Raw genomic sequence first — 18,805 nt, forward strand, 5'->3', positions numbered from 1 at the left:
CGATATGGTAAAATGCGTGATGATACAGCTATGCAGATGTCTGTTCGGACTGTCCTACCTTGCCTTGTATGTCCTGCTCTGCTACCAACTCTTCGGCTGGGTAGCAACGCTCATTATCGTGAGCGTTCAACTGTTCCTTGCCGGATGGCTGATCTGGGCAATGATACGAGCACCCGATTAAGAGCAATGATTTAGCAGTTCAACAACAAATCATGGCAACACAGTTGTCGGGTGATTATGTATCACATTAAAAGACAATAGAAATGATAAAATGTAATGTTACGGTATGTGGCGTTATCGGACGTGATGCGTCGATACGCACCAATAAGGAAGGGAAAACGTTCCTGGTTTTTCCTCTTCGAGTAATGATCCCTGACACTGACGGGAAGACTATGCCTATTGAGGTGGATGTCAGCAAAGATACTGCCGGAAAGGAGGTTTCCAAATATCGAAATGGTTCCCGCATCGAGGTTTCGGGGACAATGTATCTCAAACACCGTGGTGACAAACTTTATTTCAATCTTTTTATTAACGAAATTCGTACAGCTACGGCAGATGCGAAAGATACGGTCAAGGGCGAATTAGTATTTCGAGGTAAGGTCGGGCAGCATATCGAGGAAAAAAGGGATAAGAAAGACCAGCCTTACACAATGTTTTCGGCATTCAGTACGGAGAAAGTAGAGGATGGCTTTGAATACCAATGGGTACGTTTTTTCTGTTTTGGCAAAGAACGCGAAGCATGGTTACAGCCGGGCGTGCGAGTGGATGCCAAAGGTGAAATATCCCTTTCGGCATATAACGGAAAGCTGAATGTTTCATGCAAGGTGGAAGAACTTGTACAGTATGTAGCAGATTCGTCTAATTCCAATCAGTAAAGGATATGGCCGGATATAAAAAACAGCACACGGACGGGCCGAACAGCGAAGATAAAGCATTAGACCTCTTCGCTGAAATGATGATTGAGAAAATCGAGAGTATCCGTAAGGATTGGAGAAAGCCATGGTTCACAGAAGAAGCGTTACAATGGCCCTGCAATCTTTCCGGACGCGAGTATAATGGCATGAATGCCATTATGTTGCTTATACATTGTGAAAAGGAAGGTTACAAGATTCCGCGCTTCTGCACTTTTGAGTGTGTACAACGGCTCAACAAATCCGATAAGGACAATCAGGAGAAACCTCGTGTTTCTGTACTTCGTGGAGAGAAATCATTCCCAATCATGCTGACTACATTCACCTGCATACACAAGGATTCTGGTGAGAAGATTAAGTATGATGACTACAAAAAACTATCTGATAACGAGAAGAAGGAATACAATGTTTATCCTAAGATGCAGGTATTCCGAGTCTTTAACGTGGCACAGACCAACTTGCAGGAGGCAAGACCGGAGCTGTGGCAAAAACTCGAAAAGGAGTATTCGCTACCGAAGATTGAGAACGGAGAGTATTTCAGCTTCGCTCCCGTCGATGCGCTGATAAAGGACAATCTGTGGATTTGTCCGATCAAACCACAGCATCAGGATAACGCTTACTACTCTATATCGAGAAATGAAATCGTTGTGCCGGAAAAGGAACAGTTCAAATCTGGAGAGGCGTTCTATGGAACACTATTCCATGAGATGACACACTCGACCGGTGCGGAAGGAGTTCTCGACCGTATCAAGCCGACAACTTTCGGCTCGGCAGAGTATGCGCGCGAAGAATTGGTAGCCGAGTTAGGCAGCGCATTGGTTGCCCAACGTTACGGCATGACGAAACATATAAAAGAGGACAGTTGTGCCTACCTCAAAGGATGGCTCGACGAATTGAAGGAATCGCCACAATTCATCAAGACAACTCTGTTGGATGTGAAAAGAGCGGCTTCTCTGATTACCCAAAAGGTGGATAAGATTGCACTGGAATTGGAGCAGAACATTGATGAAGAGCAAACAGTAGCACCGAAAGAAAAAGTGTATTATTCTTCCGTGGCCTATCTTCAGCTTACCGATGACACGATGCGGTTGGACGCATTCAAGGATAAGGGGGACTACGAAGGACTGCTGACTCTCGCCAAGGAGTATTATGACGGTAACGGCATTAACGAAGAATATACTTATTCTTCTCCCATACAGAACCGAGGAGACAATCTTTTGATTGAGGACAAGGATTTTGCTGTGGTGTACAATGGGAGTGTCGGGGGAACTTATGAAGTGATGCTGAAATTCACGGAAAAGGAAGTATGCGACCATATCAGGCGTTATGGTATCGAACATGCTGGAGATACATTAAAAGGGGTAGCCAAGGAGATGGCTGCGGAACAATTCGCTATCATGACACAACAAAAGATTCCTGCATTTGAAATGCCGAATGGTGATGTGCTGTATGTCAGCTATAATAAAGAATCCGACATGATAGATATCGGGCCGGTTACTAATGCGGGACTTGTCGCACAACATCGTTTCCCATACGACCATAATGCTTCGTTGGATGCCAACCTGCAAACCGTGAACGAAAAGCTGAATAATATGGAGGAATACCGGGAAGAGCTACAAGAAGCAGAGTACAGCGGCGGAATGCGCCGATAAAACGGAAAAAGATGCGGAGCTGTTTGCTCCGTACCTTTTCTTGAATTTATTTTATTACTCTAACAAATTATCTATCATAGACTGTAAATTTGTTATATCGCAATACTGATTATGTCCCCCTCTGTAATCTTTCGCGTGTTGGGCTGTCCGGATTAAGAAAGAATCGAGTTCTATTTTTACACCGCTACCCATTCGGGACAAACCGGAAGAGTGACTGATGTAAACGAATTTACCGTTACGTTCTATGAAACAAGAGGTATTATAATGCCCCTTTAAGTTGAATGTTACTTTTGCGCCAACGGCTGTTGCGTACTTGGAAATCTCACGTACTAAGGCCGTTTGGAAACTGCGGTATTTTTTTGAAACATAGACTCCTGCATCTGCAAGGATTGCGTTCTGCCATTTGGTATAAAAATTCTGTGCCATATTTTTAATATTAATTCTGTAAATAATTCTCCCAATTCTCTTTGTCAATAGTTAATTTGTTCATTTCCCAATCGTATTCCACTTCCGGCATATCAGAATAAGGGAAATACACAGTGTAGCCTATCTGTCCATAAGAACAATGTAGCGGTATAACGCAAATCTCCTGACCACAATAAGGCTGTGGCGTACAATATTTCTTCCAATCAAAACGACCTGCTGCTATATTGCAGCAAAGTAATTTTAGAGTTACTATACCTTTCCAACTCTGAAAATCTTTTTTATAACCTTTTTTCATACTACTAATGTGCTATATTATAATAAACTTCGGGTTCACTTGACACGTTGTAAATCCAGCTTCCGCAACGTACCAATAGAGCATTCTTGCCATAATAGAGTTTCTTCATTCCGGTTATACTTCCTGTTATGTGAAAGTTAGGGAAACGACTGATGTCTATTTTCTGTGCATCGCATCTGTAGAGTGTTTTAGTTCTCATTGCATTTATTTTTTTAAGTTGTTTTTTATTTCCCTCTTCTTGAAGCCTTCCGACTTTACCCAAGAGGTTGTTTCATGTGCATTTTCAACGGTGGATGCAAGAACTATGAGCAAGTAACCGGAATGAAATTTTATGAATACCGGAATCTGTGATTGCGGAAGGTTACGTCAAATTTCATTTCAGGTAGCAACAGCGGTACTTGAACATCGTTTGCCACCGTACCTTTGCGCACGAAACAAACAATGGTGCATGTCGGGACTGTGAGAATGTAATACAATTAGAACAGGTAATATAGAATCGGTAAAAGAGGCTGTGAATTGGTAACAGAGGTTCGGCAGAACATGGTCTATAAAAGTAACCGGACTGTTATATAGGAAGATGATAACCACCCGCTTGAGTTGCGGGTGGCTTTAAAAAAATTATATGGAGTATCAGAAGTGATAGTCGATGACTCCTCCGATATAGAGTATCGTTCCCGGTTCAAGCGTACAGACAAACTCCATAAATGCAAAAGATTTTTCGGCAAATGACTGGTATCCCTCTCCGTCCAAATAGAAATGATACGCAATATCCAATGGATTTTCCAATGCCTTTTCAAGTTGATAAACAGGGCCTACAAACTCCAACATATTTTCCGTCGTAATAGCTTCAGCTTTCTTACGGATGTTAGTCACAAAGTTCTCTTTCCATTGTTCCACACCACCAATGTAGCGTATGGTGTCATCACCTACAAGTTCGAACATATCTTTTGGTAGAGCAGTATTGACCAAATAACGAATATCCTCCTTACGTTCTTCGTCATCTATCTCCGCACAATAGTCATAGAAACTGCCATCTCCTTGATGGAGAGTGTCTTCATTCAGATAGTTTTCTTTTTCTATCCACATTTTAGAAATCTGAAAAATTCGGCTGTGCATAATTTTGAAATTTAAATGATTAAACTTTATTCCCTTTACTTGAAGCTCTTTCGGCTTCTTGTCAGGAATGATTTTTATGCGAAATTGACAGCAAGGAAAGGATGGATAAGGCAAGTAAACAGTGAATGGAATGAAGTGGAATACCCAAATCTTCGATATGCGGAAGGCTGCCACAAGTATCCGGGAACTGTTAGCGCAGCGTTACTTGACGACCATTCTAAAGCTGTATCTTTGCATACAAAATCTCTCAGATAAGAACTGCCGATGTGCGATATAAAGAATATCTATAAAAGACTGGAGAAGCACTCTGAGACTGTATAAAAGGACTGAAGGCGACAAAGTCTCCAATCTGCATGAAATCAGAGAAGCTTATCGGATAATGATAGTTCGCTGCACGCTGTCAGCATACCGTCATTTCGTTTTCTGCATCGGATTAGTCTTAGCCTGCGGCATATTCATAGATGTTACAGAAAGAATTGTCGTTTTCATCTTTCCGTTGTTCGGCAATAGCAAGAATTTCTGTTATTGATTCGACAGACTGACCGCTTATCACCTCAAACCACTTGAATACTTCTGTCTGGTTGACAAAATATTCCTTGTACCATTTGTCGTCTGGAGTACATAGGTCTGCAATGTACTTTTCGGGAAAGTATTTACTCTCTTGGTCATTTGTCCAGTACTCCGCCAGACCCGACTCTTCCGATTGATAGAAATAACATAGTGTTGGGAATTTCTCACATACCAGTTCAAGTGTTTCATCACACGGAAACCAAGCCGTTTCCGTTGTGAATTTCAAGAATGTCAGGCCAATAAATGTGTTATACTGTTTAGAAACGGAGTACGACGAGTAAAAAAGGAATAGGACCGGTTGTGGGAGTTCGGTGGAGCATGGCTATAAGAGTAATCGGGCTGAATATACAATACAAGGAAATGCTATCCACCCGCTTTGGCTACAGGTGGATATGTTATTGTCATTCCGCACCTCTCATGATGGTGAGTTGGTCGGGACGGTTAGGAAACCAATAAGAATCACTGTCAATATATACACATCTGCCACTATTACAGAGATTCCCAAAAGCTAAGACCTCACAAGGTCCAAATATCACTCCATAATCGTTTGTAAACGCCACCATATCTCCCACACTCAAGTCGTTTTCCGTATCCATCACCTTGGAAAGGTGGTCGTAAAACTCAATACCTTCAGCTTCACGTTCTGTTTTCCAACGCAAAAAGTCTTCTTTATGACTTCTACCGGTATGTATCGGTGATAATTCAGAAGGAAAAACCTCCGCTTCCGAAGTATCAGATGCAATCAAAATAACGCTATCCTCTTCAATGTTTTCCGGAATAGAAGCCACTTGGTAAACCCCATTAGACAGACCACTATCTGGGTCATGCCAATAAAGAAGATTACCCAACTTGATAAAATCGTATTTTCCCATATTCTTTGATTTATTATTTCCCTTTGCTTGAAGCTCTTTCGGCTTCTTGCCGGGGATTGATTTTTATGCAGGATTAACAGTGGAATAAGGGCGATAAGACAAGTAAACAGTAAATGGAATGGAACGGAATACCCAACCTTCGAATGTAAGAGCAGAAGCAGGCTTGTCCTTTTATACCTTGCAATGAGAAGGGGACTGAAAGTCAATCTTTGATTTGAGGAAGGCTGCCGTAAAATATCCAGGAACCGTTAGCATAGCGGTGCTTGACAATCGTCCGGACACTGTACCTTTGCATATAAAATCTCTTCGGCCAGATTTGCCGATGGTGCGATAAGGGAATACTCAGAATGGAAAAACATAAAAAGGGGTATCATATTATAGGCGAAATATATAACAGAGCTAATATAAGTCCTAAAAAAATATTTTTGCTATCTTTGCCAGCGTATTATATAATATTAAGAACATAACAATGGAAAAAACATTTACACAAATCTGTGAATTGTTCGATCAATTCTCAAAAGATGCCAACCTCCAGATGGAGAAAGGCAACAAAGCTGCCGGAACTCGTGCCCGCAAAGTATCACTTGAACTTGAAAAACTTCTCAAACAGTTCAGAAAAGAGTCACTTGAAGCATCGAAATAATTTTCATTCTGGTTCTGACAGTAGGAAAATGGCGAACTTCACGTGTACCATATCGAAAAAGCCTCTTCGCTTCACAGCGGAGAGGCTTCATTGATTATGACAAAGTTAAACATCAATTATGCGAAATTTCTATTTCGCTTTTGGAAAAAACAACTCCACTTTCGTATGTCTGTTGGCTTCCACGGGCGTATAGTCGGCAATTCCACCTTTGCTAACTCTGATAATCCGCTTGGCTGGTATTCCACGTTGTTCCAGTTCTGCGGTAATAAAACCGGCTCTCGATATACTCAAAGAATCATTGATACTTGATGTTCCTGTAGAACTGTCAGCAGCACCAGTTACCCTCACGGATAAACTGTATTTCTTAGCTACACGAGCCAGTTCGTCAAGATTAAGCCTCTGTGAGGTATCCGTCAGATGTGTCGTATTGAGAGCAAAAAAGAAATAGATGGGTGTACCGATGCACTCTCCATCAGCGTATGAAAGAACCGTGGAATCCATAGCGAGGGTGTCCTGATGGGCGGACTGCACATTTCGGGAAGCCGTGTAATTATATGATGGCTTTCCATTCTCTGTCTGAAGAATAGTCGTGTCAAGAGGTGACGACCCGTCCCAATAGCTATGCTTCAATCTTGCACGAAGCGAGTTCAAACCGCTATAATTATTTATAGGATATCTGCATCCGGTTATATCGTCGTTGTCAAAGATATGGCTATATGTATCGAGTAGTCCTTCGATTTCCAGAATTTTCTTTAATTCCACGAGTGTTCGCTTATCTTGATTGTGACGTCCCACATAACGCCTGTTCTCCTCCGAAAGGAAGTTGCCATAATCGACAAGCAGTTCGTTCCGATGGATGTATGGTGCCGTATCCACCGCGCGCTTCCAGCCGACCTTACCGAGATGAAAGGTGAATCCGGCAGTCAGCGAAAGCATGTGATCGCCCAGACGGTTTGGATAGCCATATCCGTCGAAATCCTGGAATGTAGTTGTGTTAGAGAGTTCCAGCATAGCACTAACCCGTTTGGAAATACGGTATTGTGTTAGTATGCCGTAAGAAAGCGCAAAGGGATTGTTCCCGTTGGTGGCGTTATGTAGCAGACCGACACCCATAAAGGGTGCAAGCCTCCAACGTACCTGTTCCTGTCGGGCATATCTGCGTCCAAGGAGATTCCACAGGAGATCTGCATGGATATAATGGTAGTCCTGCGTAGATAATTGTGCATCCTTAAACTGCAAGCCACTATAATTTACCCTTGCGCCGACCAAAGGAGTAAACCATTTGCCGACGGCGAGGCTGTACGAAGGTTTCACTCGTCCAAAAAGGTCTTCACAACCGAGAGGTGTACCAAGAAAAACTGTCGCACCTCCGGATATGCTAACAAACCAGTTGCCGGTTCGAGATGCCGGAAGTAGCACCCCGTTGAGATAGACGGGCTGCATCGGTTGAAGCAATTCCGCTACTTCATAATGAATAGTGTGTCGTACAGTGTCCTTCTGTACGGGTTGTACACTTGCTTGTGCCTGCAACGTGCAGAGCAAAGCGAAGATGAAAATAATTTGTTTCGTCATATTCCAATGATTTCATTAGTTATACTTTTAATCTGGTGTAAGGCGTATGCCATTTACCGTTTAGATTTCTTGCCGATAGTCGAGCGCATCATGCGGCTCGCCATCCTCATACAGCGAAGTGCCCATGCTCGATTGTCCTCGTCCTCGTCGCGTCCCCATTTGAGGTCACTCCCTCCGCCTCCACCACCATGTGATTCGGCAAATGTAGTGGCATCATCTACCATTCCGAGAAATAGCATTGTCGCACAGTGCATGATTTCCGTACCCCGCTCGGCGATAGACTGTACCAGTGAACCGTCAAAGAGCTGCCGTTCTGAAACATTCATTTGTGCCGATGCGTTACGATACTCGCTGATTACACTCTCCAGTAGGACGTCTTTAAACAAGCTATCCACTTTGGAGTGTACATCACGGGAATATTGATAGGCCTCCTCTTTGAGTTCTTCGGTACGTTCTTCAATGGCTCCCATATCCTTTTTCAGTTCGATGAGTTGCCGGTCAGCCGTCTGCAACTTTTCCTGCTTGTCTGCCAGTTGCCTGATGATTCCTTGCAGCTCTTTTTCCAACATTTGTATTTGGATTGCCAATTCTGCCGCATTGCCTTTGTTTTCTTTTAAATTGTACTCGGCTGCCGATAACAAGGTTTCTTTTTCAGTTTTCTGCTTTTCAAGATTGCTAACCATTGTCGTAAGCCCTTTGACTCTGCGTTCTGCCAACCGGATGTCTGATTGAAGTTCACCCAATACCTGTTGATGGAGTTTGATATTATCCTCGATTGTTGTACACTCTTCAGACAACATTCGGCGGTATTCCTCAGTCGTTCTGTGCCGTGCACCCGTTTCGGATATGCTTGTTCCTCTTGACATTCCCCACTTTGTATTGACTTCTGCGAAAAAGTCCGTATGAAGTTGTTTCATTCTTGCACTATATTCAAACTTATCCTTACCGGCGAAGATTTCCTTGTACGCAAAGCGACTATCCTTGATTGGCAGAAGCGTACAGTGGATATGCGGGTTCAATTCATCCAGATGTACAATGAATGCAGCGATGTTCTGCTCACCATATCTGCCACAAACGAATGAATAAACATCCTTGGCCCAGCGTTCAATGTCACGCTTCCGTTCGATGCGGGTATTGTCCGCACCTTTTTCAAAGTCCACCTGTTGCGTACCGAAAGCAAGTTCCTGCATTCGCTGCCGTGAACCGCCGAAGATGATATTTACCACCGTGCGGTATTTTGGTTCGAGCAGCCCCTCATTAGGATCTTTGATTCCACGGTGACTTAATATGTCCGCCATCCGTTTGGGAATGCTACGGCTTGTGTCGATGGGATGTATTTTACCTCCGGGCGCAATCTCGAAGTTCAGCCGTTTACGCGTAGGATCATAATTTCCCTTACTCATAGCGTACTTCTCTGCCTTTTCACTACGGTCACGCAGATGTTCATTACTTTGGGCGGTGGTAATCCCTTTCGACACCTGCACGTCGAGTACCTGTTTTTGATTTGCCATACGTTTTTCATATTGTTTCGGACAATCTACCGTGTCCCAGCTTGCTGCTTGTTCGGACACCCTTCCCACCAACGTCAGGCAGGTGGGGTATTAGGCTCCCCCTTCCCTTTGTTCGTGGCAGGCGGGCAAGCCCGGATGCCTTCTATAACTGGCAGGGGGGCTTCACTGGATACAAAAGTGGATTGTTGCGGTTATACATTCTGTTTTCAACCTCCAATCTGATACGTTGCCTCCTGTGCCTTTGCCGCAAATGCCAGAAAAGGCTTAAAAAGCGTTTTAAGGAACTCCCTGTCATCTTCATCATAATCGGAATTTTCATCCCTATCTACATCAAGAATAAGCCCGGCAATACCTTTCGAAGTTGCAATAAGTCCTGTCCAGTCCCCATACAATTCCAATCGGAAGTAGTCCATAAACTCTGCACTGTCATCGAATCTCGACTTACGCAGTGCCCGTTGTATAGCGGCAAATGTAATGCACTCCAAAGCTACCATACGAATCTTGACAGCTCGTTCATCATCATCCGCTGCCGGATTGATGCGAGTGATACTGTCCGGAGATGGGCAGCTATCGCATATGCCAGCTTCATCCATTGCCCGACGAACAAGTTGCTCACACTTGATTCCGATCTCGTCAAGGGACACTTTGCCGATTATCCAATCGGACAATGCCTCACGTAGCTGTTCTGCAAGGTTCAACTTCTTCTGTCCATTGCAAGACTCCGTGGATTGGCTGGTTTGCACAGTCATGGTAATGATGACGCTTTTGGAAAGCCGGATGCGATTCAACAAGCCGAACTCTTCCATTACATCCAAAAAAGAACGGACAGTAGCCCTATGCCAATGCCATTCCGATGAAAGGTCAGAAACAGTCACGTGGCACTGGTTGGGTTGAAGTTCGTAGCCTTTGTTCCTTAAAAAAGGAGAAACAAAACCTGCCAAAGATTTATCCAATAAATCACAGAAGGCTTCTGTCTTTGTTTTTCGTTCACCGACTTTCTCCTTGAGGTAGTCAAATACTTCTCTGTCTGCCAATATAGGGACAGCTATTTTCTGCTTGGTTTTCATTTTCATTTCATTTTTTAATTATTACTATTGTGCGGATATATCAGTGTTGCCGCTATCCGCATCTTGCGGCAATATCGCGTGATGATGGTCATAATAACTTTCGGCTAATAGTCTGGGGAATTTCATCCATTCAGAGATTATGCCTATGTCCTGAAATTCGGTCATAACCCGAACAGAGGGATAGAACAGGGCAGCCAAAAGAAGATAGGCGGCAGTTACCGCCGTTGTGTACAAGTGTGGAACAAAACTGATGGCCAAAGCCACCAATGAGAGTATGACAAACATACATGATCGGTCACATAAACCTCTTAACAATCTGTCCGCTCTTCTAAATGAATATATAGTGGCACAGATAGCAGTTGAAAGAAAAACACCGAACTCGCCAACATGTCCGCTGATGTAAACATAGTGGAAGAGCAATAGCAGAATCAATACGACCTGTACATATAGTTTACGAGCCTTTACACTGTGTATCATAGCATCGTAGAACCTTACCATAAAAGAACGGTGGCTTTTGTACAATGTTAATGGCAATACGAAAAGCGTTATACAGAAGATAAGTTGTAGTATATTCCAAATCATAAATAATAGGGTTTCTCGCGTATTTGAATGGGGGATATCATCAACTCTAATTGGACAATATTGTGGGTGGCCAATAGGATGATAACTTCGGCGTCCCTCGGTGAAAGGTATATCGCTGCTTTCTTAATACGTTGCTTGAACGTATGCTCCTGCTTACGGTAGGCTGCCAATGCCTTATCCAGTTTATGTTCCGGAATTGTCCATGTCATGCCTTTGGCGTATGAGCCTTTGTCTTTGTAAGCCCGCAGTACCAACGTGCGGGAAACAATGTAATTGATATATCCGTTTCTTGACAAAGCATACTCCTTATAGAAATTGTCATCAACAACCTCTATCCATGTCCGGTATTCCCTAATCCAATAAACCATTTGTCGGTATAGTGTGTCCCGCATAACATGACCATTAAAGGAAATCCATCAAGAGATCGTCTTTGTTCTTCTTATACTTGAATGTGCCACTTTTGGAATGAAGATCCAAATCAAGGCACAGCTCGCCGTACATCTGCTCAAGAGAATCATAGATGGTGACAAGAATGCTATTTACCTTACCGTCTGCATCTGTCTTGCAATTCATCTTGAACATCTGTCCAAATGCCGGGTTGGAGTATGCACAGGTGCTATGCCCGAATTTGTCAGCGTGCGTGGGGATGTGGTGGTAGAGAGTTATAAGCTCCATATCGTCCTCAAACAGATCCATCACTTCCTCCAAATCGTAAGGGTCGCGTAGCGGGAAGGTCAGTAGGGCGTAGTCACCGTAGAATTGTGCTTCCTCCATTGTCGTCACATCGAGTAGTTGCGGTAGTTGCAGAGGGACAAATGTCATAAAGTCATTGAAAAAATGTCGTAACATATTCATTTTTTATATTGTTAGAGCGTCTGTATGAAAATATCCATAAGCATTCCTGGCAGTTCAGTCAGTTGACCACTTTCCGATTGCAGGATTCGGCTCAAGGTTTTGAACGCCACAGGTGTCTGTGCCGCCATCCTGTCAAGTTGTTTCCGTTCTTTATCGGAAAGCAATGTCATAGAGAATCCGTCCAATGAAGTATAAGGGTGGATAAGCATCCATATATAAGCATGTGCTTGCGAAGAAGTCTTGATTTTTTTGTTCCGAACATCTTCTATACAAATCTGCATATTTTGTATTTGGCGACGATTGGTGCGCATTGTCAAATAAAGCATAGCCTCCCGATAGGTAATCTCCTTTCTCTCAGCGGCAAAGAATATCTGCGAACAACACTGTTCAGTACCACGTGTGATGTCAGCCATACTCTCACCTTCGAAATCGTGCAAGTGAGAGAGGAACGCACGGAATATAGCATCTTCTTTAGTGATATAAGTAATCAGTTCATTGCGGCTATGTATGCCGTTACGGATAGTTCGGGTCAGTAACATACGGTAAGCCGCAAGGATTTCCTCTTTGTTACCCTTATGAAGCGGAAGATTATCCAGTGAGTTGAAAAACGGGCGGATTTCTCCAGCGGCATGATGCAGTTCCTCATCATTGTTATAAGGTGAGAACTCTCCTTTGAGAGCCAAAAGTTCCTGATAAGTACGCGTCTTTGAGAGGGCTAAGCGTGAGAACTCAGTGCGGATAGAATCATGCAGTCTGATACACTCTTCACGCTGATTGGAATGGGGGTGGCTGAGCGTATCATTCCGGAGATACCTAAAAACAGAGTCTTTTACTGTTTGCCATTGTAGGATATGCTTGGTCAATACTTGAAATGAGGAATCTTTCTGACGTCGTATATTGTACAAGTACTCCCTGTATATTCCGGCAGGATCGTTCGTAGCTTCAGACAATGATTTGCCATTTCTATCGCTGCATGATATCAGGCCCAATATGGCCAATGAAACGATACATCTTCCAGTCAAAAATGATGGAGTCTTGTAGTATGATTTTAAAATTTTCATATTTAACAATTCATATTTAACGATGCAAATCTATATATTATTTTTATTGTAAAAGCCCTTTTATATCGCATTTAGTATAATTTTTGGTATCATATTAATAATATGATTATCAATGAAAACAAGTGCAAGAAAAAAAGCTAAAAAAAGGATTTAGCGAGATTTTTGCCACGATATGATTTTAGATTAAAATGAAAGTGCTATATTTGCACTTGTTATCAAAACAGTGTATATTAAAATGGCAAAAGTTGGCTATATATTCAAGGAAAATAATGACAGTTTTGATGCTGAGAGAGAATGGATGCAGCGATATGGTTGTGTACAAATCGTAGAGGAAACAGTTGAACATGAAACATTGAGACCTATGTGGAAACAGCTTATGGCGAATCTTCAAAGGGGCGATGAAATAGTCATATCCAAATTCAGCAATGCTGCACGCGGTTTAAGAGAACTGGCCGCGTTCATCGAACTATGCCGTATCAAAATTGTACGTGTCATATCCATTCATGACAGAGTTGATACTCGCGGTGAATTATTCCCCGGTACGACAGCAGCCGATGTGTTGTGGATAATAGGGGCATTTCCGGAAGAAATTGCCGCACTACGAAAATATTCCGCTCATGTCGAGAAGTTACGCCAGAATATCAAAGCCCCGGCTGTGCCGAAGGTATTACCTAAAGCTGAACGAGATAAGACAATCGTGGATATGTATATCAACGGGCATTCTTTCGATGACATTTGGGCTGCAAGCGGTTTTAGCAGCAAAAGTTCTATTTGGCGCATACTCAATAAATATGGCGTAAAACTTGATCGTGGCCAAACCAGCGGTCCGCGTGTCAAACAGAACCCGAAAGAGGACGGAACAAATGAAGGTAACTCCTGATAGAATTTTCAGATAATCAGGATCGTATATTTGTTTTTCGGTTATTATTTTGTATTTTTATTATTGTTAAAACTATAAAAGTAAGACTTATGGGAGATATTATAATTGTATTGCTGGTATTCTGGGTTGTCGGCAAGCTCTTGAAGGGCGTGTTTGGCGGTTTCAGTAAAAGCAGCTTCAAAGATGATAAGTAGGCCAGCCAAGGGATGGGTAAATACGGTCAAAAAAGACTGGTTCAAGAGGCGTGAAATTGTAAAAAGGAAGTGGAATGGAATAAATATAAACGGAGCTTCCGGCAACAGGAATCCAGGATATATCGGTTGAGATATACCCTGAATACATGTCAGATATTGTCTGTCCGGAGATGTTTAGGCTTTCCACCTATACCCCTCGTCTGTCAGTTCCAAGTATTCCTCTAATCCCGGTTTTACGAAAAAGACAATTTCAAAGGCTTCGTTACTTCCGTTATCGGGGAATGTCATGTCGGTTTCTCCATTTCGGATAGTCCCTTTGCCCACGTTGGAACCAAGGTCTTCATCCGCATAGGCATATTGAAACTCGACGTCCGGAAATATCTCGGAGAGTGTTTGGATAAGCAGAGGCACACCTTCCCAAGCCGTATCAAACCAAAGCACGTTCGGTTCTTCAAAATTCTGATTAAAGGCATTCCATTTTGTACCCCAGTTGGCAATAGACCATTCATACCAAGTAGGATAACCGTATTTTCCCCAGTTTCTCAGATATGTCATTCCAAGTTGTAATGCTTCTTCCCTGACTTTTTCCTCCTGAATTTCCATCCATTGAATGACTTTCAGGTCGTCCTGTGAATTGAACGGTTTACGTTGCTGTGCTATGATATACTGCATACCAAATTCCCCAGAAGTGGACGCTTCTATCAGTAAGTCCTTTGGCATAGGGATAATGTTGTTGAAGTCAATATAGCAAGGCGTACTGTCTTCATCAGTTTTTCCTTTTAAGAAATCCATCACATTTTGTACTGTTTCTCTGTCTGCGTTTATTTCTAAACGGTTTGTTACATAATTAGGCATGATTTTAATGTTTAAAGAATTGGTTAGTATTAACTTTTATTTCCCATATTGTCGGTTCTTTACTGATTGAACCGTTTTGGGATTTATGGATGCGGTAAACGGATGTCGATACAGCTTCATACGGCAACTTTTCTTGCCAAATTACTCTTGCGCAGGAAGGAAGAATTTTGTAAGAAATACACTTCAAGTAGCAGGATCAAGCGCGATAGCCGACCTTTGCATTTGATAAAACCAAACCGGTGATAGGATGAAGAATAGATGGGAGATAAAATGAAAAATAATTAATATAAAAGAAGAATGCTATTCCTTTTGCAGAAATATAAAAAAGGAATAGAATGATATAATTATAAAAGAGGGACTATTATTACCCTCTCAATTATAAGAGGGTATGTTCTCAAACTCCGACCCTTATTTGTAATACTGTAATACCGCAACACCTCCGTTAAAGGTTATTACGGTATTTTTTTTGAATTATTCTTGTGTTACTTCCATAGCATTGCTGTATTCTTTGATTTGCTCCATTGTCAGCCATTCGGGTTTTTCGTTTTCTCGGAAGCTGTCGTGAATTTTCGTCATGTATTCAATTTGTGCCTTTTCAGAACCAGCCCACAAACGACGAGAACTTTTGTTTCCAAAGCCAAGATAATATTCACAGTCGGCTTGCAAACGCCCCAATAACATATACCTGAATTTTAAATCGTGCTGTAATACTTCTTCTATTGTCATACTCGTTTTCGTTTTTAATTAAGTTTTTTATTTTCCCTTTTTTCAAGTCTTTCGACTTTGCCGGAAGGGTTGTTTTTCATGTGCGTCCCAAACGACGAAGCAGGAACGCAGTGCAAGGAATCGGAAATGAAATTTTATGAATACCGAAATCTATGATTTAGGAAGATTACGTCAAATTTCATTTCGGATAGCGTAGCGATACTTGGATAGCGTTCGTTCGCCGTAATTTTGCACACGAAAACAAGACCGGGCGAAAGTCTGGATAACGACAGGAAACATCAACATTCATTACATAAGGGCTGTAAAAGAGAAGCAGGCAGTTACGCTGCTATAAAAGGGAAACAAGGAAATTAAAAAAGTGGGCACGGAGCAATCTGTAAAAAAGGGGGATGCCACCTGTCTTCGGGCAAAAGAAGATACCATACCGATAGGATTTAACCGATACGGTATCTCTTTGGTAGTCATCAGTACCATACTTTCAGAAAACCATTTAAAAACATTCGATATTCGCCTCTTGGAAAATCTGCGGGGCGTGCTGATAAAGCAAAGGAAGATTCAATACCGCCATTGGATATTCCACAAATCCGCTTCTACGCTTGTAACCTGAATAGGTCGCTAAATTATTTGTCTCCAGAAACTCCATTGCATCCGGATAATGATTCACATCAATAAATGTACGGTCTGGCAAATCGAGTGCATCCATGCTCTCCAAATTGACGGATAGCACGATATACTCTGTTTCATCTTCCACACTTTGCAAAGTAAGTGCTAACCAGCCATTGCCATAAAATTGAGGCATGAGATAAAAGCGTTCTCCACGAAACTCGTATTCTTTCCGCGTTAGGGAGCTGTCCGGCTCTACCAAGCGAAAATCATCCTCTCCAGAAACAAATTCTGTTGATGGGTCGCTGACATCCACATACGTTCCATTTACATTGTGACACAAATACTCTGCATTTTCTGAACGAACAATCACAAATTGAATTTCCATACTTTTAAAATTTAGCTATTAAACATCATGTTCTTTTTTTCCCTTTTTTCGGAAGCCTTTAGGCTTCTCCAGTCGGGATTTGATTTTTACGTGCATTCAAGATTGCCTTTAAGGAAAAGCAGGCAAGGAATTTGGACAGAATTTTTACAGTTGCGGTATGGAGCGTATACGACATTTGAGCGATTGAAAATCGGGAAAGCTACTGAAAAATTGTGTTCAAATAGCGTAGCGGTACTTGAATGTTTTTCCGTGGCAATACCTTTGCACAGGAAAAAACAAGTCCTGACTGGTAGCAGCCTGAAACGAAATAATTTCGTTTTATACAAGGGTAAAACGGAGTGATAAAAAAGGGAATGACCACAAAGAGCAGCCGACAAAAGCCGGCTTTCTTTTGTTCCTGTGGGAGGAGCTGGGACATTTAATCCGTTACATCATAATAATAGCTTAGCTCGTCATCTTTCAGATACTCCATTGCATATTGACTGGCTTGTGCCCAAAGGGTATTATACAATGTCGCAATTTCCGGCCTTGTTTCATAATACTGCCATATCTTATGGTTAAGCACTAAAACCAGTTCCGTGAGATACTTGTAGTTCTCTTTCCACTCCTTAAAAGCACGGTTGAAAGTGTCCTGTATCGCCGAAAGACCAAATCGGTCAGCAATGGAAAAATCATTCCAAAAGGTTGTTTGCAATTCATAACCGTTCTCTAACATAAATTCTCTGAATGTCATAATGCCTCAAATTTTAAGATTAATATTTTATTTATTTCCCTTCGATACTTCCTGTACCGAAAGGTTGATTATTTTTCTGCCCACGGGATTGGCGGCCAGAACGGGCAAGGAGGATGCGGAAAATACACTCTTCGATATTTCGGAGAGGAAGATTTTACAGCAGCAAGTGTCAGCGGTCCTTGACAGGACGGACAGCCGGCAATCGAATTTTGCAGGGAAATAACCAGGCTTGCGGGATAGAAATATAGGGGGGTAGCTGGATGGGGCTATAAAGGAGGGCCGGAGTCTAAAAAAGGAAACTGGCACAAGCGGCCACCTACAACAGTTGGGCGGGAACATTCATAAATGTGTAAAAAGGAATAGTTTCCCACCACATTTTATGCAGAATATATACGGCATAAAACACAAGTGCCGTAACAGCCTCTTGAGAAAGCGTTACGGCATTTGTTTAAGTACAGGTTACAGGCTATTTTACCTGAACGAGGTTGTCCTGTAGAGTTTTCCAGCCATACACTGCGGCCACATAGGGGTGGAGGGAACGTGTAACTTGGCGAAAACCATTCTCGTCAATTTCATAGTTGTAGATTTTTGCGGCAATCCGTTCTGCGTCGTCACGATTTTCAGCGACACGGTACAAAACATAATTCGTGCCATCATGGTGCGACATACGGCCTCGTATATCGTAGCCGTCACCGTACCACTCTGCATCATACTGTGTAGATTGTAATATCCCGGCAATGTTGTCACCCAAAATTTGATAGCCTTGTTTGCGTCCGTTCCACAATCCTAAATCTCCAAATGCAATAATGACTCCATTGACATCCTTGTTTAGGTTCTGCCGCTCATCCCCCAATTCATTATACACTTCGTCCGACCACTCTTCATCGCTGACCTTGTAGGCATCATCGTCCAGTTCTTCTCGCTTGAAATTTTGATAATACTCTCTTGCTGTTTCATCCAATAGAGCATCACTTGACCAAATTATTTGTTTCATACATTCTAATTTTTTATTTTCCCTTCCCTTCAGAGGCTTTTACCTCGTCCGGTGGGATTTGATTTTACGTGCAAACCACAAGGCGGAAGAAGGGAACAATGCAAGGAGGAAGCGGAATCCGAAGGATTTCATTTGAACGGCATTGACTGCAAATGAAACGCGCCTTGCAGGTTCACGTCCGACTTAACTTCGCACTGTAAAATTAATGGACGGCGGACGTAACCTCACTTTTGGGAAGAAATATGGTTATAAGAGGGACTGGAAAGCTGCTCAGAGGTATGGAATTGAGAGAGTCTTCT

At 42.4% G+C, this 18,805-nt stretch carries 24 protein-coding genes; 6 read left to right on the forward strand and 18 right to left on the reverse strand.

The features are described from left to right. The first annotated feature begins 4 nt into the window (after nucleotides 1–4). From BSHG_RS21955 to BSHG_RS09400, 3 genes are all read left to right on the forward strand, one after another. Nucleotides 5–181 carry a hypothetical protein gene (locus BSHG_RS21955; protein ID WP_004313634.1) on the forward strand — a complete coding sequence of 59 codons (177 nt, stop codon included), beginning with the start codon at nucleotides 5–7 and terminating at the stop codon, nucleotides 179–181. An 82-nt stretch (nucleotides 182–263) separates the two neighbouring features. After that, a complete protein-coding gene (locus BSHG_RS09405; protein WP_004308698.1) occupies nucleotides 264–875 on the forward strand; it encodes a hypothetical protein in 612 nt (203 codons plus the stop codon). A gap of 5 nt (nucleotides 876–880) precedes the next feature. Continuing rightward, the gene (locus BSHG_RS09400; protein WP_008659506.1) at nucleotides 881–2,563 is read left to right on the forward strand and encodes a zincin-like metallopeptidase domain-containing protein; all 1,683 of its coding nucleotides are present in this window, start codon (nucleotides 881–883) and stop codon (nucleotides 2,561–2,563) included. 54 nt (nucleotides 2,564–2,617) lie between these two features. On the opposite strand, the gene BSHG_RS09395 is transcribed toward BSHG_RS09400, so the two are convergent. The 4 genes from BSHG_RS09395 to BSHG_RS09380 all read right to left on the reverse strand — a co-directional run bounded on the left by BSHG_RS09395 (nucleotide 2,618) and on the right by BSHG_RS09380 (nucleotide 4,400). After that, entirely contained in the window at nucleotides 2,618–2,989 is a 372-nt protein-coding gene (locus BSHG_RS09395; RefSeq protein ID WP_004308703.1) for a hypothetical protein, read from the reverse strand. Nucleotides 2,990–2,999: 10 nt separating this feature from the next. After that, nucleotides 3,000–3,284, reverse strand: a complete 285-nt coding sequence (locus BSHG_RS09390; RefSeq protein ID WP_004308705.1) for a hypothetical protein — start codon at nucleotides 3,282–3,284, stop codon at nucleotides 3,000–3,002. A 4-nt stretch (nucleotides 3,285–3,288) separates the two neighbouring features. Continuing rightward, nucleotides 3,289–3,483 carry a hypothetical protein gene (locus BSHG_RS09385; RefSeq protein WP_004313635.1) on the reverse strand — a complete coding sequence of 65 codons (195 nt, stop codon included), beginning with the start codon at nucleotides 3,481–3,483 and terminating at the stop codon, nucleotides 3,289–3,291. A gap of 431 nt (nucleotides 3,484–3,914) precedes the next feature. Further along, nucleotides 3,915–4,400, reverse strand: a complete 486-nt coding sequence (locus BSHG_RS09380) for a hypothetical protein (RefSeq protein ID WP_004323429.1) — start codon at nucleotides 4,398–4,400, stop codon at nucleotides 3,915–3,917. Between the two features lie 15 nt (nucleotides 4,401–4,415). Between BSHG_RS09380 and BSHG_RS23490 the strand changes: the two genes are divergently transcribed. Continuing rightward, complete coding sequence (locus BSHG_RS23490; protein WP_008659509.1) at nucleotides 4,416–4,655, forward strand: hypothetical protein; 240 nt, start codon at nucleotides 4,416–4,418, stop codon at nucleotides 4,653–4,655. Nucleotides 4,656–4,839: 184 nt separating this feature from the next. Here BSHG_RS23490 and BSHG_RS0220355 read toward each other — a convergent pair whose 3' ends face one another. Together BSHG_RS0220355 and BSHG_RS09370 are read right to left on the reverse strand one after the other, a co-directional pair. After that, entirely contained in the window at nucleotides 4,840–5,196 is a 357-nt protein-coding gene (locus BSHG_RS0220355; RefSeq protein WP_004308712.1) for a hypothetical protein, read from the reverse strand. Between the two features lie 175 nt (nucleotides 5,197–5,371). Beyond that, nucleotides 5,372–5,842, reverse strand: a complete 471-nt coding sequence (locus tag BSHG_RS09370; RefSeq protein WP_004308716.1) for a hypothetical protein — start codon at nucleotides 5,840–5,842, stop codon at nucleotides 5,372–5,374. A gap of 469 nt (nucleotides 5,843–6,311) precedes the next feature. Between BSHG_RS09370 and BSHG_RS0220360 the strand changes: the two genes are divergently transcribed. After that, nucleotides 6,312–6,485, forward strand: a complete 174-nt coding sequence (locus BSHG_RS0220360; protein ID WP_004308720.1) for a histone H1 — start codon at nucleotides 6,312–6,314, stop codon at nucleotides 6,483–6,485. 129 nt (nucleotides 6,486–6,614) lie between these two features. On the opposite strand, the gene BSHG_RS09365 is transcribed toward BSHG_RS0220360, so the two are convergent. The 7 genes from BSHG_RS09365 to BSHG_RS09335 all read right to left on the reverse strand — a co-directional run bounded on the left by BSHG_RS09365 (nucleotide 6,615) and on the right by BSHG_RS09335 (nucleotide 13,133). Beyond that, entirely contained in the window at nucleotides 6,615–8,057 is a 1,443-nt protein-coding gene (locus tag BSHG_RS09365) for an OmpA family protein (RefSeq protein ID WP_004308721.1), read from the reverse strand. A 53-nt stretch (nucleotides 8,058–8,110) separates the two neighbouring features. Further along, nucleotides 8,111–9,568 (reverse strand): MobV family relaxase, encoded by a 1,458-nt coding sequence (gene mobV / locus BSHG_RS09360; RefSeq protein WP_004323434.1) that lies wholly within the window; start codon nucleotides 9,566–9,568, stop codon nucleotides 8,111–8,113. A 206-nt stretch (nucleotides 9,569–9,774) separates the two neighbouring features. Further along, complete coding sequence (locus BSHG_RS09355; RefSeq protein ID WP_008640423.1) at nucleotides 9,775–10,635, reverse strand: hypothetical protein; 861 nt, start codon at nucleotides 10,633–10,635, stop codon at nucleotides 9,775–9,777. Nucleotides 10,636–10,659: 24 nt separating this feature from the next. Further along, a complete protein-coding gene (locus BSHG_RS09350; RefSeq protein WP_008659512.1) occupies nucleotides 10,660–11,217 on the reverse strand; it encodes a hypothetical protein in 558 nt (185 codons plus the stop codon). Continuing rightward, on the reverse strand, nucleotides 11,214–11,609 hold the full coding sequence (locus tag BSHG_RS09345) for a hypothetical protein (protein WP_008640424.1): 396 nt from the start codon (nucleotides 11,607–11,609) through the stop codon (nucleotides 11,214–11,216). Before BSHG_RS09345 ends, BSHG_RS09350 begins: the two co-directional genes overlap by 4 nt. 10 nt (nucleotides 11,610–11,619) lie before the next feature. Then, on the reverse strand, nucleotides 11,620–12,066 hold the full coding sequence (locus tag BSHG_RS09340; protein ID WP_004308726.1) for a hypothetical protein: 447 nt from the start codon (nucleotides 12,064–12,066) through the stop codon (nucleotides 11,620–11,622). 17 nt (nucleotides 12,067–12,083) lie between these two features. Next, nucleotides 12,084–13,133 carry a hypothetical protein gene (locus tag BSHG_RS09335; RefSeq protein ID WP_004323439.1) on the reverse strand — a complete coding sequence of 350 codons (1,050 nt, stop codon included), beginning with the start codon at nucleotides 13,131–13,133 and terminating at the stop codon, nucleotides 12,084–12,086. Between the two features lie 235 nt (nucleotides 13,134–13,368). Here BSHG_RS09335 and BSHG_RS09330 point away from each other — a divergent pair, with 235 nt between their 5' ends. Next, nucleotides 13,369–14,013: a recombinase family protein gene (locus tag BSHG_RS09330; protein ID WP_004308728.1), complete on the forward strand. Its 645-nt coding sequence runs from the start codon at nucleotides 13,369–13,371 to the stop codon at nucleotides 14,011–14,013. Nucleotides 14,014–14,381: 368 nt separating this feature from the next. Here the strand turns inward: BSHG_RS09330 and BSHG_RS09325 are convergent, their stop codons facing one another. The 5 genes from BSHG_RS09325 to BSHG_RS09305 form a co-directional block, all read right to left on the reverse strand. Then, the gene (locus BSHG_RS09325; protein ID WP_004308730.1) at nucleotides 14,382–15,062 is read right to left on the reverse strand and encodes a hypothetical protein; all 681 of its coding nucleotides are present in this window, start codon (nucleotides 15,060–15,062) and stop codon (nucleotides 14,382–14,384) included. A 471-nt stretch (nucleotides 15,063–15,533) separates the two neighbouring features. Further along, complete coding sequence (locus BSHG_RS09320) at nucleotides 15,534–15,788, reverse strand: LPD11 domain-containing protein (protein ID WP_004313639.1); 255 nt, start codon at nucleotides 15,786–15,788, stop codon at nucleotides 15,534–15,536. Between the two features lie 490 nt (nucleotides 15,789–16,278). After that, complete coding sequence (locus BSHG_RS09315; protein ID WP_007218096.1) at nucleotides 16,279–16,779, reverse strand: DUF4313 domain-containing protein; 501 nt, start codon at nucleotides 16,777–16,779, stop codon at nucleotides 16,279–16,281. A gap of 418 nt (nucleotides 16,780–17,197) precedes the next feature. Continuing rightward, nucleotides 17,198–17,512: a hypothetical protein gene (locus BSHG_RS09310; RefSeq protein ID WP_004308733.1), complete on the reverse strand. Its 315-nt coding sequence runs from the start codon at nucleotides 17,510–17,512 to the stop codon at nucleotides 17,198–17,200. Nucleotides 17,513–17,978: 466 nt separating this feature from the next. Continuing rightward, the gene (locus BSHG_RS09305) at nucleotides 17,979–18,506 is read right to left on the reverse strand and encodes a hypothetical protein (RefSeq protein ID WP_004308734.1); all 528 of its coding nucleotides are present in this window, start codon (nucleotides 18,504–18,506) and stop codon (nucleotides 17,979–17,981) included. Nucleotides 18,507–18,805 lie beyond the last annotated feature (299 nt).

Source organism: Bacteroides sp. 3_2_5 (assembly GCF_000159855.2).
Taxonomy (GTDB): Bacteria; Bacteroidota; Bacteroidia; order Bacteroidales; family Bacteroidaceae; genus Bacteroides; species Bacteroides fragilis.